We start from the raw sequence: 15091 nt of genomic DNA, 5'->3' as shown, positions 1-15091 counted from the left end.
AGTAAATACAAAACTCCATTTTAAAAAAATGGAGTTTTTATTATTACTTAATTTTTACAATTATCTTTCCTTTTGCTCTTCCAGACTCTGAATATTCCATTGCTTTTTGCGCATCTTCAAAAGGAAAAACTCGATCGATTACAGGTTTGATTTGTCCAGCTTCAATATAGTTTGCAATAGTACGTAATTGATCCCCGCTTGGCTTCATAAATAAAAATGAATATTGAGCATTATGCTTTTTTTCAAGTGCAGTAAGTTTTTTGCTGGCTAATGAAAATAAGAGAGTTTTAAAGAATCCTGAACCAAATTCTTTACCGAAGCGAGCGTTCGGCATGCCTGAAACGGAAACAATGTTTCCTCCGCTTTTTATAATATTGAATGATTTTTCAAGTGTTGCACCGCCGATTGTATCAAATACGGCATCATAATTTTTTAGTATATCTTCAAATTTCTCTGTTTTGTAATTAATAATTTCATCTGCGCCAAGAGACGTTACTAAATTCGCACCAGCTTCACTAGCAGTCGTTGTAACAATGGCACCCATTATTTTTGCTAGCTGAATAGCGAAAGTACCAACACCACCGGATCCAGCGTGAATTAAAATCTTTTGTCCTTTTTGTAATTGCATGATGTCATGTAATGCTTGATATGATGTTAAGCCAACGAGTGGAATCGAAGCAGCTTCCTCAAAATTTAAATTTTTCGGTTTTAAAGCTATATCATCTTCATGAATGGCTATATACTCCGCGAAAGTACCAATCTTATTTTTTCTTGGGCGTGCATATATTTCATCATCGACTTTAAAGTTAGTCACTTTTGCCCCAACCTTTACGATGACACCGGAAAAGTCATTACCAAGGATTAGGGGCATCTCATATTTAAGCAACATCTTCACTTTTCCATCGCGTATTTTAAAATCAATTGGATTAATACTAGCTGCATGAATTTCTGCGAGCACTTCATACTCATTAATTTCAGGAGTAGGTACCTCTGCCATACGCATTGGGACTTTTCCGTACTTATCAATTATCATTGCTTTCATTTCTTATACCTCCAAGTTTTAATAAAAGTTTTGCAATAGCTTCTCAATATCTAATACAAGATTTTTTAATAAACCTAATTTTGTACGTATATCAATATAATAAAAATTCTTTGTACCTTCTTTTCTCATTAAAATAATGCCAGCTTCTCGTAAAATCTTGAGGTGATGTGATACGGCTGGACGGGAAAGGTGTGTTTGCTTCGTGATTTCTCCTACACGTAATCCTGTTTGACATTCCGTTTCCATTAGCACTAATAAAATAGCTTGACGTGTTTCATCACCAATTGCCAATAATACTTTTTGAGAATCAATAAAATCTTTTTTTATAATATTTAATTGTTCTTGTTTATTCATTTCAATCACTTTGCCTCCAGGTAATTAGTCGAAAGGTTTAAGATGATGAACCATTACTTCGATACGGTAATGCTACATGATTGTTGTACGAGGTGCAATATTGAGAAAGAAAATCGAGACGAATGAATTTTTTATTGTTGAAAATTATAGGGAGATAGAAAAGGGATTGGAAGGATTACATAACAAAATAGATGAAGTTTAAAAAAATGATGTAACAATAAAATAAGCTGTCGTAACCTTGTATAATCCATAAGGTTATGACAGCTTATAATGTTTGTATTATTTTTGATTTTTACGATAGAACATGGTTCAACGTAAAGTACATTCTTTTGTTTTACACTTTCATACAGACACAATTCAGGTGGATTATAGATGTATGAAAAGGTAAAAGGAATTTTGGGGCGTAATCTATCTATATGATAATTCAAAATGAAATATAAGTCTATATTTTAATGTTTTTTTTGATTATATTTATGTCACTGAGCTCAGAACAATGATGTGGAGGGGAAATATATGAAATCGAATTATGTACCAGTTTTAATTGTTGGAGGGGGATTATCTGGGTTAGCGTCTGCGTTATTTCTTGCAAAACATAACATTGAGTACTTACTTATTGAAAGGCATCCGTCTACTGCCATTCATCCGAAAGCAGGCGGTCTTACTTTACGTACAATGGAGTTATTTCGAGAATTAGGCTTGGAAAAAAGAATTAAATTGGCAGGTAAAGCATTAGAGAACTGCCGAGGAAGAATAGCAGTTCATACAATAGCTGAGGCGAATAAAGAAGAATTGGAACAAATGAGAGCGACGCAATACGGAAACGATGAAGAGTTACTTCAAAAAATAGAAAAGATTAGTCCATCAAAACAAACTGCTTGTTATCAAATTATTTTAGAAGAGATGATGTTACAAGAAGCGAAAACATTAGGCGGGCAACTATCTTTTTATCATGAATTAGTTTCATTTGAACAAAATGAAAACGGGGTAAAAGCAACGATTCGAAATCGTGAAACAGAAAAAGAAAGTGTCATACATTGTGACTATGTAATTGCAGCAGATGGAGCGAAAAGTAAAATACGTGAGCAGTTAGGGATTAAAACTGAGGGGCGTGGAACCATTGGTGGCTATTATATGAATATTTATTTTGAAGCAGACTTAAGTGAGTTTATACAAGGAGACGCATTCGGTTTTTCTATGGTACTTCATCCAGAGGTTCTTGGTGCACTGATCCCAGTAGATAACGTGAAAAAATGGATTTACCATGTAGCCTACGATCCATTAAAAGGAGAGGGAACAGAGGATTTCACGATGGAACGTTGTAAACAAATTATTGAAATAGCAATTGGAAGTACAAATGTTGAGTCAGAAATATTAAGTGTTTTACCGTGGGAAGCGGCCGAAAGTACAGCAATGAAATTTCAAGGAAATCGAGTCTTTCTAGTTGGAGATTCAGCACATATTATGCCGCCAACAGGCGGATTTGGTTCAAATACAGGAATACAAGATGCGCATAACTTAGCTTGGAAATTAGCGGCTGTTATAAAAGGGAAGGCAAAACCAAAATTGTTAGAAACATATCATGAAGAGAGACACTCTGTTGCAAAATTAACGACAGCTTATGCAAGTAGTTTACTGTTTCGTGCTGCGAAGAGAGAGGAAGGCAGTTTGAATAATATGGATGGTTTAGCTGTTACAGTTGGATATCAGTATTGTTCAGAGGCGATTATAGATAATTTAGTCACTCCACATAGAATGGATAGCATAGAGTTGAACGGGAGACCTGGAACGCGAGCGTCACATTTATGGGGAACGTATGAAGGGAAGAAAGTTTCTACATTAGACTTATTCGGTAACAGTTTTGTATTACTTACAGGAGTAAAAAATAGTTCTTGGGCTGAGGCAGCACATACTGTTTCAGCTAAATTAGGAATAAATATAAAAGGGTATCGTGTTGGCTTAAGTGGAGACTTTGTTGCTCCAGAAGATATTTTTAGCAAATTATATGGTATAGGGAATGGAGGTGCTGTATTAATTAGACCAGATGGCTTTATCGGATGGCGTTCGGAAAAAACGGTAGTAAATCCAGATATAGTATTGGAAGAGGTAATAAGAAATTTATTATGTGATTTTTAAGTAACTACAGAAATATTGTTTTATGTACTTCACTGTACTGAAAAAAATATTCACAAATTTCAATAGGTTTGATATGATTAAATTCGACAAGTTAATAGAGGCCGGAGATATTTGAGAAAAGCCATAAATTTATTTAGGGATACAGGAGTGTAGCCTAAATAATTTATGGCTTTTTTTATTGAATGAACCGTACAAAATAGGGAGTTACATGTGAAAAGGAGGGCTATAGGAATTAAATAGGATAATACTAGTTTTTTATATTAATAATATAGAGAAAGTATATTTGTAAGAGTGGAATTTTAATATAGGTTTATAAAAATAATGAAAGTGTGTCTTCTATTTCGTGTAAATCTCATTAGCTTGTTGAAATTTGCAACGTAGGAAGGATTAGAAGGATGAGAAAGATTATTAGCGTTTTAGTTATTTTCTTTATGACGGGAAGTATCTTTGCTGGGGGAGCTGTTCATGCGAAAGCAGAAGGGAAGCATGAATGGAATACGAATAAGTTTTTAAATATTGCACATCGCGGAGCAAGTGGACATGCACCTGAGCACACTTTTGCTTCTTATGATTTAGTGAAAAAAATGAAAGCGGATTATTTAGAGTTAGATATTCAATTAACAAAGGATGGCAAATTAATTGCAATGCATGATACAGCGGTTGATCGCACTACAAATGGAACAGGCGAAGTACGTGATAAAACGTTAAGCGAAATAAAGAGTTTAGATGCAGGATCATGGTTTAATAAAGCGTATCCAGAAAAGGCTAAGCAAGAGTATGTTGGGCAAAAAGTTCCAACTCTTGAAGAAATTTTTCAAAAGTATGGAAGAAGTATGAAGTATTATATTGAAACAAAATCACCAGATGTGTATCCAGGAATGGAAGAGAAATTGTTGGCGTTGTTACAAAAATATAATTTAGTAGGTCAAAACATGTCTTCTAGCCGTGTTATGATTCAATCATTTAGTAAAGATAGTTTGAAAAAGATTCATAGTATGAATGAAAATATTCCGTTAGTTCAATTGCTTTGGTATTATCCAAATGAAAACAATGAAATTGTCGAATGGTCTGGCATTACACATGAACCGAAAAGTGTAACGAATGATGATTTTCAAGAAATTAAAAAGTATGCAGCTGGTATTGGACCAAACTTACGTAATGATAACGGAGAACTAATTATTGATGAGTCATATATGAAAATGGCTAGGAAAAATGGACTGTTAATTCACCCTTATACAATTAACGAGAAACCAGATATGAGACTGTTAATCAAATGGGGTGCTACAGGAATGTTTACAAATTATCCGGATCGATTACATAGTGTATTGAAGGAAAAATAAGTGGAAAAGGGTATACCAGTGTTTTAGGTATACCCTTTTTAATTTAATTCCCCGATAAACAGAATCTCTTTTTCATAGTATTCATCTTCATCATAAATAATTTCTTGAAAGCGAAGTGTTTGGAAGGAATGATAAACTGAAATTTCCCATGTCTCCCCAAAATCAATTTCATTTGAAAGAAGGATCCATTTTTGAAATTCACTATTTCTATTAAAGAAATTATGAAAATAGTCCTTATTTTTAAATATAATGATTTGCGAATCCCATAAATTATTTATAGAAATCAAAACAACAACTCGATATGTATGTGTATCGCTCGGTTTCATAGTTATTAAATGATTTGCTTGATTTAATAAGGTTTGAATACACAATCGTTTTACTTTTCTAGGTGTTTTACAAGAGGCAATAAAAGCTTGCGAAACTGGCAATAGCATATTCCAATATTCATCGTTATAGAAAGTAGAAGGGAATGTTTTTGTATGTTCCTCAATTCGCTGTATCATAGTGTTTGTTTTTCGTTTCATACCACGTATTTTCTTTTCACGCATTGAGAGTCATCTCCATAAATTTTTGTAATGCAGCAGAGTGATATATATCTTTTCTAGTAATAAAAGTAGTAGGAACTTTTTTGAAGCTATTTGGCAAAGGATTGAATGATATGTCATGTTTATGACCATTTAAAATAGACTTCATCATAATTGCTACGCCCATACCTGATTTTACACATGCGAGTATCGCTTCAATTGTTCCAAACTCTAATACTCGTTTAGGTGAAATTCCTTCTTCTTGAAGCCAATCTTCTAATAAATTTCTATAATAGCACCCGTGACTAAATGCAAGTAAATTCATGTCTCCTATGTCTTTAAAGGAAGATAAAGGCTTTTTGCTAATGAGAACTAATTCTTCTTCATGAAATATATTTGTATGAAGTTCAGCATGCTGAGTGGTTCCAGCGATAAACGCCCCGTCTAGTTTTCGTTCTAATACAAGTCTAATCAATTGTTCCGTCGTATTTGATTCTAAAATCAATTCGACTTTTGGGTATTCCTCATAATAGGCCGTTAATATAGATGGAAGTCTTACAGCTGTTGTAGATTCTGTACATCCAATTTTTAAAGTGCCCCTTGGTTCGATCTCATTACTTTGAACTGCTTTAATAGATTGATCCATTAAGTGGATAATTTGTTTAGCGTATGTTAATAAAATCTCACCGTTAGAAGTTAAAGTTACACCTTTTCCGTTTCGGTAAAATAAAGGTACACCTAGTTCGTTTTCTAGTTGTTTCATACGCATTGTTACGCCAGACTGTACATAGTTTAAATTTTTAGCTGCGTGAGATATGTTTTTTTCTTTCGCAACTTCGTAAAATACAGTTAAATCTTTTATATCCAAGTATCATCCCTCCATAAAAGGTATCATTTTTTTTGATGGATTACATGATAAATCTTTATTTTATATGATATCAGAACTTTCATACAATGGAAGGGGATGGAGGGATTATTGTGTTAATGGAAGAAGGGATGAATGGTACTTATAAGTGGGTTATGTTAATTTTTGCGACAGTTGCTCAAACAACAGCGACACTTATAACGTATGGTATTGGAGCATTTGCTTTATTTTGGAAAGAAGAATATGCACTTACGAATACGGAGAGTGGATTGTTAGTAAGTGTTGTAAATATAGGACCGCTATTTTGTATGCTTTTTGTTGGGCGGCTACTTGATCAATACAATGAAAAGTTGTTAATTTCGATAAGTTTATTTTTACTAGGGGGTTCGTTTTTACTGACTAATATGGTCAATGGATTTAATGGGTTACTCTTTGTACTTTTATTAGTAGGAACGTTTTATAGTGTTTCGCACCCAGGAGGAAGTAAGGTGATAATGAAGTGGTTCTCAAAAGAAAATCGCGGGTTAGCGATGGGGATTAGACAAGCCGGTATACCGATTGGTGGTACATTAGCGGGAGTATTGATCCCGTTTCTTACAATAAAATATAATATGGCCTATGCGGTAAATAGCATTGCATGCATTTGTATAATTGGAGGGTTTTTATTTTTTATATTTTATAAGGAACCATATATTCAAGAGAAAGTTAAACAAGAACGTAGTAAACTTTCTTTTTGGATGCAGTTAAAAGAAGTGATGTGTAAAAAAGAGTTGTATGCAATTTATATAACTGGCATTTGTATGATTTCATTGCAAATGGTGTTAGTTGCACACTTTATAAAATTTTTAGTATTGGAACAATCAATCACGCCAATTTTAGCTGGAAAAGTATTTTCCGTTATGTTCTTTTCTGGAATGGTTGGTAGGGTTATATTAGCAGCTACTAGTGATTTATTTTATAAGGGGAATAGGCGTACCCCCTTATTTATAACTGTTTGTATTTCTATTTTCTTCATTCTAATATTAGTAATGAGCATACATACAATAACGAATGTATTGTATGGCGTAAGTGCATTGTTAGGGTTCTTTTCAATTGGATGGTTTAGTCTTTTTATAACTGAAGTTGCGGAATCAGCAAGTGAAGAATCGGTAGGGATGACAGTGAGTTTTGCACTTACATTAAATCAAATTGCTATTATTGTTGCGCCTGCTTTATTTGGTTATATTGTAGATAAGAAGGGATATACCTACGCGTGGTTATGCATAGTTGTATTACTAACTATTTCAGCGGTTAGCTTATATAGGAAGTATAGAAAATGAAGGAATGTTAGCAATGTAAATTTTTTATGAAGAAAGTCTAAAGAAATGTTGAATGAGCGACATTTCTTTTTTATTTGTTGTATAATCAAAATGTAAATGAGATTCGTTTTCAATTTCGTTCATTACCTCTTTTGAAATTACCTGTAATTTTAGCCATAATTAGCTGTTTTTCTTTATCGTTATTTGCATGATTTATTTTATTTAAAAATTTTTCAGCATCATTTCCTTTTAATACCATAATCTGTTTTCTGTAATATTCAATTAATACCATGTTGTTTTTTATTATCCGATAATGAAACATTTTATCATCTAAACGATTGCGTTTATCGGTATTTTTCATATTACATCTCCATTCTTTTTAGTATGTAACAAATGTTACAAAAGAATTTGAAATTATAGTTTAATGCATCCGATTGTATGTTGGAAATTTTGCAAGAAAGAAATACAATAGAGAGTAGTAAAAATTGAAAATGAGAAAAAGGAATCTAGTTTTAACAGAGTGAATATTAAATAATATTATAATATACTTGATAATTAAAAGATATAAAATAGAATGGATGTACGTTAAGTGAAACTAGATAAAAGAGGGTTCCTAGTATGTTAAAGAAATGGTTAATCGTTTTCTTTATTTTTGCTGTTTTTTGTGGAAGTGTTGTTACACTAATACATGCAAATAAAGGAAAAAAATATGATACAAAGGCATTTTCTAATGTAAATAGTAAGCAAAAAGATGTTAAGCAGGAAGTTGATGCGAATGAGAAAAAGCGTTATGAAATTGCAGCTGGAAAACTAGATCAGTACTTAAAAGATAAAGGATTTAATGGGAGTGTTCTTGTAGCAAGTAAAGATCATGTCATTTTACGAAAAGGCTACGGTTATGCGAATGTGAAAGATCAAGTATTAACAACGCCAAGAACGAAATATCGCATTGGGTCTATTACGAAAACAGTAGTTGCAATATCTATTATGCAACTAAAAGAAAAAGGGAAGTTGAACATTGAAGACAATGTAAATAAATATATCCCATCGTTTCCAGCAGATAAAAATATTACGTTACGAAACTTGTTAACACATACGTCTGGATTACCAGAACAGGGACAAGGTAGTGTTGACGCAGCATCACGGTTAAAATTAGTAACGTGGATTGGGGCACAAACGTTACAATTTCCAGCAGGGACAGGATGGAAATATACAGATTATAATTATATGGTGCTTGCATATATTGTAGAAAAAATATCGAATAAACCACTTGCTGAATATGTGAAAGAAAATATTTTGACTCCTGTTGAAATGAATGAATCTGGAATGGGCGCAACACTCCCAGAAGATATTTTCTTAGCAGAAGGGTATACGAAAAAAGATAATAAGTTAATAGCCACGCCTCGCTTAAAAATGAACTGGCTGTATGGTTGTGGTGAAATGTATACGACTGTTGAAGATATGAAAAAGTTAGATGAAGCTATTATGGATGGTAAACTACTTTCCAAACAAAGTGTATCAGATATGTTTTCTGCATCACCTGCAAGAAAATATGGATTTAGTTTCTATATTTACCCAGATTATTATCATAACCACGGTGTATTAGCTGGCTGGAACACTTTTAATAATTTTAACTGGGATAAACGAACGTTTGTCATATTATTTTCTAACGTCCAAAATGGTATGAATGATGCATTTAATCAAGAATTTAGGAAAATGGCGAATGATTTAATAGAAGGAAAGTAATTATAAAAAAATCGGTATTGATATGTAATTATCAATACCGATTTTTTTATTTTGTAAAGTTTTACTTACTGAATAAAGTGAAACTTTAATCAGCAGGGCCCCACCTAACTTCTTTGCTTTCGCTGAATTTTGAGGTGGGGGTCTTACTGCCCACAAATGGCGGGATAAATAGGTAAAAAGGTGATTGGCATTTGAATAAATCTAAATAGGTCGTTAAATGATAAGTAATGCAAAGAACAATTGGTAATTTTTACATTGATAAAAAAGCTTGAGCTTCACACTATGTGAAGCTTTACAGTATTGGAGACAAGAACAGGAGGTTGGAAAAATGAAAAAAGCAATAAAGTTTTGTTTAATAGCTACATTATCTACAACGATTATTAGTGGATGCTCTTTTGAGCGTAACAATGAAAATGTTAAAGGGAAAGAAGGAGAAAAAGTAGAGGTACAGAAAAATGCTGGGAAATATACGATGCCAGATGAAAAAGATAAACATGAAGGTACATGGCTGCAATGGCCACATGAATACACATATGGTGAAGAGTATAAGCAGGAAGTTGAACCTATTTGGGTTAAGATGGCAAGTGCTTTAACTGAGGGTGAGAAAGTTCACATTGTTGCATATGACCAGGAAGAAAAGGAGAGAATCAATAAGCTTTTAACAAATGAAGGGTTAAATATGGAGAAGATTGATTTCTTTATCGCGCCTACTGATGATGTATGGGCAAGGGATAGTGGACCAATTTTTGTTTATGACAGCAATAAAAATCTCAAAATATTAGATCCAGCATTTAATGGTTGGGGGAAGAAAACACCTTATAAAAATGATGCTCAAATACGTAAAAATGTTAGTAAACAATCAGGAATTGAAAGAATTGATTGGGGGAAATTTGTCCTTGAAGGCGGCGCAATTGAATTAGACAGCAATGGGACTGCGTTATTAACTCGAAGTTCGGTAACGAATAAAAATAGAAATCCTGATTTATCAGAAAAGGAAATTGAAAAATATATAAGTGACCTAGGGGTATCAAACTTTATTTGGTTAGACGGAGTACCTAATTTAGATATTACGGACTTTCATATTGATGGATTTGCTAAATTCCATAATAAATCTACCATTGTAACGATGAAAGAAGATGACCTAGCCGAATGGGGTTTATCTAATAAAGATATGGATACATTGTTAGATGCAAAAAATGCTTCAGGACAGAAATATAAGTATGAATACTTGCCGCTTAGTAAAGAAAAGGTTGCTTTAGAAAATGGAAAAACTCTCGATTATAAGGGATCGTATATCAATTATTATATCGGGAATACAGTTGTATTAGTGCCTAATTATAATGACTCGAATGATAAAATCGCAAACGATACGATTCAGAAGTTATACCCAGATCGTAAAGTAGTCGGTATTGATGTGAGAGAGTTGTATAAAAACGGCGGTATGATTCATTGTGTGACACAACAACAACCAATTGCATTGAAGTAATTAATTGTAATTTCGTTGTGCTGCTATATGGACAAAATAGGTGAAATCTTATCTTTACCTATTTTGTCGTTCCTTATTATTTGTAAAAATAAAATTTAAATATGATGATAATTGAATTGTAGTGTATGTTCGCTTTTCGTTTTATATGGTAAAGGAGAAAAATGTTTGTGTTAAAGAATTTTAAAATAGTGTTTTCGTATTTCCCTATCGTTTTACAGTACATTTTAAATGTAGCTTTAATTTGCTTAGGAGTTGTTCTAAGTGTGTTTCTTATGAAAGAAGTCATTCAGTTTATACAAGAACTGAAATTGGATGGTAATGAATCTAGTTATCATTTAATTGATAGTATCGTCGTATTCTTTTTGTACTTTGAATTCATCGTAATGATTATAAAGTATTTTCAAATGAATTTTCATTTTCCATTACGATATTTTATATATATAGGTATAACAGCTATTGTGCGTCTTATTATTATAGATCACGATAGTCCGTTAGATTTATTGTTATATGCCTGTGCAATCTTTGTATTAATTAGTGCGTTATTCATTGCGAATTCTAAAATGATGCGTCGGGATTTAGAATAGTGAACATTTGTTGTTGAATTAAATAAGATATTTTATCTTTTTGCCAAAAAGGAGTAACGGTATTGAAAGAAATAATCTTAACCAGCCTCATAATGATAGGGTTTATGATTCTATTATTTAATTGTATACTTTCGTGATTTAAAAGAATAAAAGGTTAATAGAGAAAGAGGTTTTTGTAAATATGGTTCATTACAATAATCAAAATAGTTTACATTTATAAGTTTTACATTCATAGGTATTGAAGCAATAGGGGTTGAAATTGAAGATCCCTTTGGTCAGGATCCAAATGATCTTCCGCTAGAAGGAATTTGTATAGGAGTAGAAGCGCATTTAGTGAATTTATATAATCAAAACGATCTATTAGAAGTAATGGGTTTGAATCTTGATAAAAAAATCATTTAATCATTTATTGTTGTTTTAAAATATGGTATTTAAAAAACTTGTCAAGAGTCAATTTAAGGCTTAATGTCAGCTTTATATTCTTTATATAAATATATAATATTTCTCCATGCTATAATCCATTCATGAAATATACGCGGTTCATGAGTTGTAATGAAAAGAGAAATGAATTGAGGAATAGTTGGCTTTGTGAAATCAGTTATGTAACTACTATTAAAAAGCGAGGTAAATAATATGGAACAAAAACATAATGGGATTATTTTTACTGCAATACCAGACGAATCGAATGAATATTAACAACCATTTTATGAAGACTTGATTTACTTTAATGAATGTTTAAATGAAAAGAAATCAATTGCGGATCAACTTATATCTTTATCTGTTGAAGAACAAGACTTTCATACGAGCTGTTTTGAGTATGATGATATATGGCTAAGAGATGTTGCACCGGTTGTCACAACTCATCTAGTTAAATTTAAATATAGACCCAATTATTTGCCAGATGATCAGGGGCGATATTTAGATCAACAGTTTAATAAATGGTTGAAAAAGAATGACTTTGAATATGTGAAATCCCCATTAATATTAGATGGTGGTAATCTTATTTGGAATAAAAAAGATACCGTAATATTAACAGAACGTATATTTGATGATAACGATGATTGGACAGAAGAGGAAATTATTGAGCAGTTAGAATGGGATTTAGATGTGAGCCGAGTTATTATTATTCCTGCTGAAGAAGGGGATGTACTAGCACACGCAGACGGAATGGTTAAATTTATTGATGAACATACAATGTTTATTAGTGATTTTTTAGGGGATCATGAATTTAGATATAGTGTTCAAGAGATTATTCAAGAACAAATGCCAGAAGCTGAATTTATAGTTGTTCCTTCATCATATACAGAGAAAGGACAATATGATCAAGAGATAGCATCAGCAAAAGGGTTGTATATAAATATGTTAGAATCATGTGATGCTCTTTATGTTCCTAAGTTTGGACTAGCTAAAGATGAGGAAGTTTTACGATATATTCAACAGTATACGGAGAAGCAAGTTATTCAAATTCATGTAGGAGAAATATCAACAATGGGAGGCGCAATGAATTGTTTAACGTGGTATTGTCCAAGCCATTTGTTACCTTCGAAAATGAGAAGATTGAAAAATCAGAATGAAGATTTTTCAATGAAGAAGATTTTTGATTGGTTTTAATAAATAAGTAATGAAAAGAAAATATATTCAAGGAGTATTGATATGTATACCATCGCTGAGTTTTCTCGGATTTGTAAAATGAGTACGCGGATGTTAAGACATTATGACAAAGAGGAGATATTAAAACCGGCATATGTGAATCCGGTTAATGGGTATAGGTATTATGAACAAGAGCAGCTGGAAGTAGCATTGAAAATAAAAAAGCTAAGGGAGTATAAATTTCCTCTTCCAAAAATTAAAATTGTTTTGCAGTCATCGGATCAAGATTCGTTTGTTCAACATATACAATCACAAATTATCGAGTTGTCTCATGAAGTGAAGCAAAATTTACAGGTTATTTCAGAAATGAATGAAATGGTAATGGTGAATAGTAGTCTAAATATTGCTCGCCATAGAAGTTACGATATATTAATGGGAATGAGGAACGAAGTAACGATAATTACTCAAAGAGTAAAAATAGATATAGATGATATAGATGATTATTTTTATGACTTATATGAAGAGGTACAAAAAAATAACTTTCAAATAGTCGGTTCGCCATCTGCAGTCTTTTATGATGAAGAATATATTCCAAGTAACAGTGATATTGAATTAAGAATCCCGGTTATGCAGGGGAATGATGAAGATGTAGTACAAGAATATGAAATGAAAAAACTAAGTCCACATCAAATCGTTACTACTATGCATTATGGAAGTTACGACTATATAGGTTACGCTTATATAGCGTTAGAAGAATGGGTTGAAAAAAATGGGTATGTAATAGTTAATTCGCCATATGAGGTTTATATAAAGGGACCTGAATGTGATTGTTTAGCAGAAGAGTATGTGACACAAATTTGTTTTTTAGTTACGAAAATAGAATGAGAATAAGGATTGACATTAACATTATGTCAATCCTTATTCTATGTACTAAAGCAATTTATCATAATAAAAAGGCGAAATAAAGAGTCACCTTATAAAGTTGCTACAAGTAAATGAAGATATTCCTGTTGACCTTAACACGATGTCAAAGTATAGACTGTACGTACATTCATATAAGGGGTGAACACGTATGAGAAATATAGAAAATAGTTTGTTTTATATGCCTGCGGAATGGGAGAAACATGAAGGTACATGGCTCCAATGGCCACATGATAAAGCACATAGAGGTGAAGGTTATAGAGCTAAGTTAGATGATATTTGGATATCGATGGCAAAGGAGCTTCACTATGGAGAAAATGTCTATATTGTTGTATGTGATGAAGAAGAGAAAATACATGTCCAATCGAAGTTAATGGAAGCTAATGTAAATATGGATAAAATTGATTTCTTAATTCAAGAAACTGATGATATTTGGATAAGAGATAACGGACCAATCTTTGTAACGGATAAGGAAGGGAATCGCTGCCTAACGCACTGGATATTTAATGGTTGGGGAAATAAATATCCGTACGAAAAAGACGCTAATATTCCGAATAAAATAAGTGAAATGTATCGCATTCCAAAAGTTGAATCTAGTGTCTGTCTAGAGGGCGGGGGAATTGAGATAAACGGAAACGGGACCTTAATGGCGGCGAAAACGTCTATTATAAATGAAAATCGAAATCCCACACTAAGTCAGAAAGAAATTGAAATGGAATTAACGAAATATTTAGGAGTAACGAATTTTATATGGATAACTGGTATACGCGGAGAAGATAATTATGATGAAGATACGGATTATCATATTGATGGCGCGGCACGGTTTGTAAATGAAAATACGATACTGTATGAATATGATCCTTTCGGTGAAGGAGAGCCATACCTTTTGGAGGCGTACGAAAAGCATTATCAAGAATTGCGACAAGCGAAAAATATAGATGGAAAGCCATTTCAGCTCATTCCAGTACCAGTAACAAGAAAAGTGGTAAAAGAAGCAGACTGTAAGGGTTCATATTTGAATTTTTATATTGGTAATGAAGTCGTATTAGTTCCTGTATATGGTGATGAACATGACAAGTTAGGGCTGCAAATTATTGAAGGTCAGTTTCCAGGAAGAAGAATTGTCGGTATTTATGTGAATGAATTGTATGCGTATGGTGGTATGATTCACTGTGTGACGCAGCAGCATATAGAATAGAGTAATTCAA

The 15091-nt window shown here is 32.6% G+C and carries 14 protein-coding genes and 2 pseudogenes; 11 read left to right on the top strand and 5 right to left on the bottom strand.

The genetic code is table 11. The annotated features are described in order from the left end of the window. Positions 1–43: 43 nt before the first annotated feature. Both MHH27_RS17780 and MHH27_RS17775 read right to left on the bottom strand, forming a co-directional pair. A complete protein-coding gene (locus tag MHH27_RS17780) occupies positions 44–1042 on the bottom strand; it encodes an NADP-dependent oxidoreductase (protein WP_075717383.1) in 999 nt (332 codons plus the stop codon). 18 nt (positions 1043–1060) lie between these two features. Continuing rightward, complete coding sequence (locus tag MHH27_RS17775) at positions 1061–1405, bottom strand: ArsR/SmtB family transcription factor (protein WP_000571870.1); 345 nt, start codon at positions 1403–1405, stop codon at positions 1061–1063. A gap of 67 nt (positions 1406–1472) precedes the next feature. On the opposite strand from MHH27_RS17775, the gene MHH27_RS17770 reads away from it, so the two are divergent. The 3 genes from MHH27_RS17770 to MHH27_RS17760 all read left to right on the top strand — a co-directional run bounded on the left by MHH27_RS17770 (position 1473) and on the right by MHH27_RS17760 (position 4869). Then, a complete protein-coding gene (locus MHH27_RS17770) occupies positions 1473–1598 on the top strand; it encodes a hypothetical protein (RefSeq protein ID WP_257205660.1) in 126 nt (41 codons plus the stop codon). Positions 1599–1909: 311 nt separating this feature from the next. Continuing rightward, a complete protein-coding gene (locus tag MHH27_RS17765; RefSeq protein WP_098566752.1) occupies positions 1910–3529 on the top strand; it encodes an FAD-dependent oxidoreductase in 1620 nt (539 codons plus the stop codon). A gap of 395 nt (positions 3530–3924) precedes the next feature. Next, the gene (locus tag MHH27_RS17760; protein ID WP_340943560.1) at positions 3925–4869 is read left to right on the top strand and encodes a glycerophosphodiester phosphodiesterase; all 945 of its coding nucleotides are present in this window, start codon (positions 3925–3927) and stop codon (positions 4867–4869) included. A 38-nt stretch (positions 4870–4907) separates the two neighbouring features. On the opposite strand, the gene MHH27_RS17755 is transcribed toward MHH27_RS17760, so the two are convergent. Continuing rightward, the gene (locus MHH27_RS17755; protein WP_340943557.1) at positions 4908–5417 is read right to left on the bottom strand and encodes a DUF3916 domain-containing protein; all 510 of its coding nucleotides are present in this window, start codon (positions 5415–5417) and stop codon (positions 4908–4910) included. Further along, positions 5410–6261, bottom strand: a complete 852-nt coding sequence (locus MHH27_RS17750; RefSeq protein WP_097924140.1) for a LysR family transcriptional regulator — start codon at positions 6259–6261, stop codon at positions 5410–5412. Before MHH27_RS17750 ends, MHH27_RS17755 begins: the two co-directional genes overlap by 8 nt. A gap of 86 nt (positions 6262–6347) precedes the next feature. Here MHH27_RS17750 and MHH27_RS17745 point away from each other — a divergent pair, with 86 nt between their 5' ends. Then, on the top strand, positions 6348–7577 hold the full coding sequence (locus tag MHH27_RS17745) for an MFS transporter (protein ID WP_065229152.1): 1230 nt from the start codon (positions 6348–6350) through the stop codon (positions 7575–7577). Between the two features lie 109 nt (positions 7578–7686). On the opposite strand, the gene MHH27_RS17740 is transcribed toward MHH27_RS17745, so the two are convergent. After that, positions 7687–7917, bottom strand: a complete 231-nt coding sequence (locus MHH27_RS17740) for a hypothetical protein (RefSeq protein ID WP_000798787.1) — start codon at positions 7915–7917, stop codon at positions 7687–7689. 257 nt (positions 7918–8174) lie between these two features. Between MHH27_RS17740 and MHH27_RS17735 the strand changes: the two genes are divergently transcribed. From MHH27_RS17735 to MHH27_RS17705, 7 genes and pseudogenes are all read left to right on the top strand, one after another. Continuing rightward, positions 8175–9302 (top strand): serine hydrolase domain-containing protein, encoded by a 1128-nt coding sequence (locus MHH27_RS17735; RefSeq protein ID WP_000915203.1) that lies wholly within the window; start codon positions 8175–8177, stop codon positions 9300–9302. Positions 9303–9630: 328 nt separating this feature from the next. After that, the gene (locus MHH27_RS17730; protein ID WP_100910095.1) at positions 9631–10788 is read left to right on the top strand and encodes an agmatine deiminase family protein; all 1158 of its coding nucleotides are present in this window, start codon (positions 9631–9633) and stop codon (positions 10786–10788) included. Positions 10789–10955: 167 nt separating this feature from the next. Then, a complete protein-coding gene (psiE, locus tag MHH27_RS17725) occupies positions 10956–11372 on the top strand; it encodes a phosphate-starvation-inducible protein PsiE (protein WP_000916570.1) in 417 nt (138 codons plus the stop codon). 210 nt (positions 11373–11582) lie between these two features. Next, positions 11583–11774: pseudogene (locus MHH27_RS17720) on the top strand (bestrophin family protein); the annotation flags it as partial. 231 nt (positions 11775–12005) lie between these two features. Then, positions 12006–12983, top strand: a pseudogene (locus tag MHH27_RS17715) (agmatine deiminase family protein). Positions 12984–13025: 42 nt separating this feature from the next. Then, a complete protein-coding gene (locus MHH27_RS17710; protein ID WP_000287980.1) occupies positions 13026–13847 on the top strand; it encodes a MerR family transcriptional regulator in 822 nt (273 codons plus the stop codon). Between the two features lie 187 nt (positions 13848–14034). After that, positions 14035–15081: an agmatine deiminase family protein gene (locus MHH27_RS17705; RefSeq protein WP_340943552.1), complete on the top strand. Its 1047-nt coding sequence runs from the start codon at positions 14035–14037 to the stop codon at positions 15079–15081. Positions 15082–15091: the final 10 nt, after the last annotated feature.

It is taken from the genome of Bacillus sp. FSL L8-0152, from assembly GCF_038006365.1.
Taxonomy (GTDB): domain Bacteria; phylum Bacillota; class Bacilli; order Bacillales; family Bacillaceae_G; genus Bacillus_A; species Bacillus_A cereus.
Note: the sequence above shows the minus strand (reverse complement) of the source record. Positions and strands in the feature narration are given on the sequence as shown.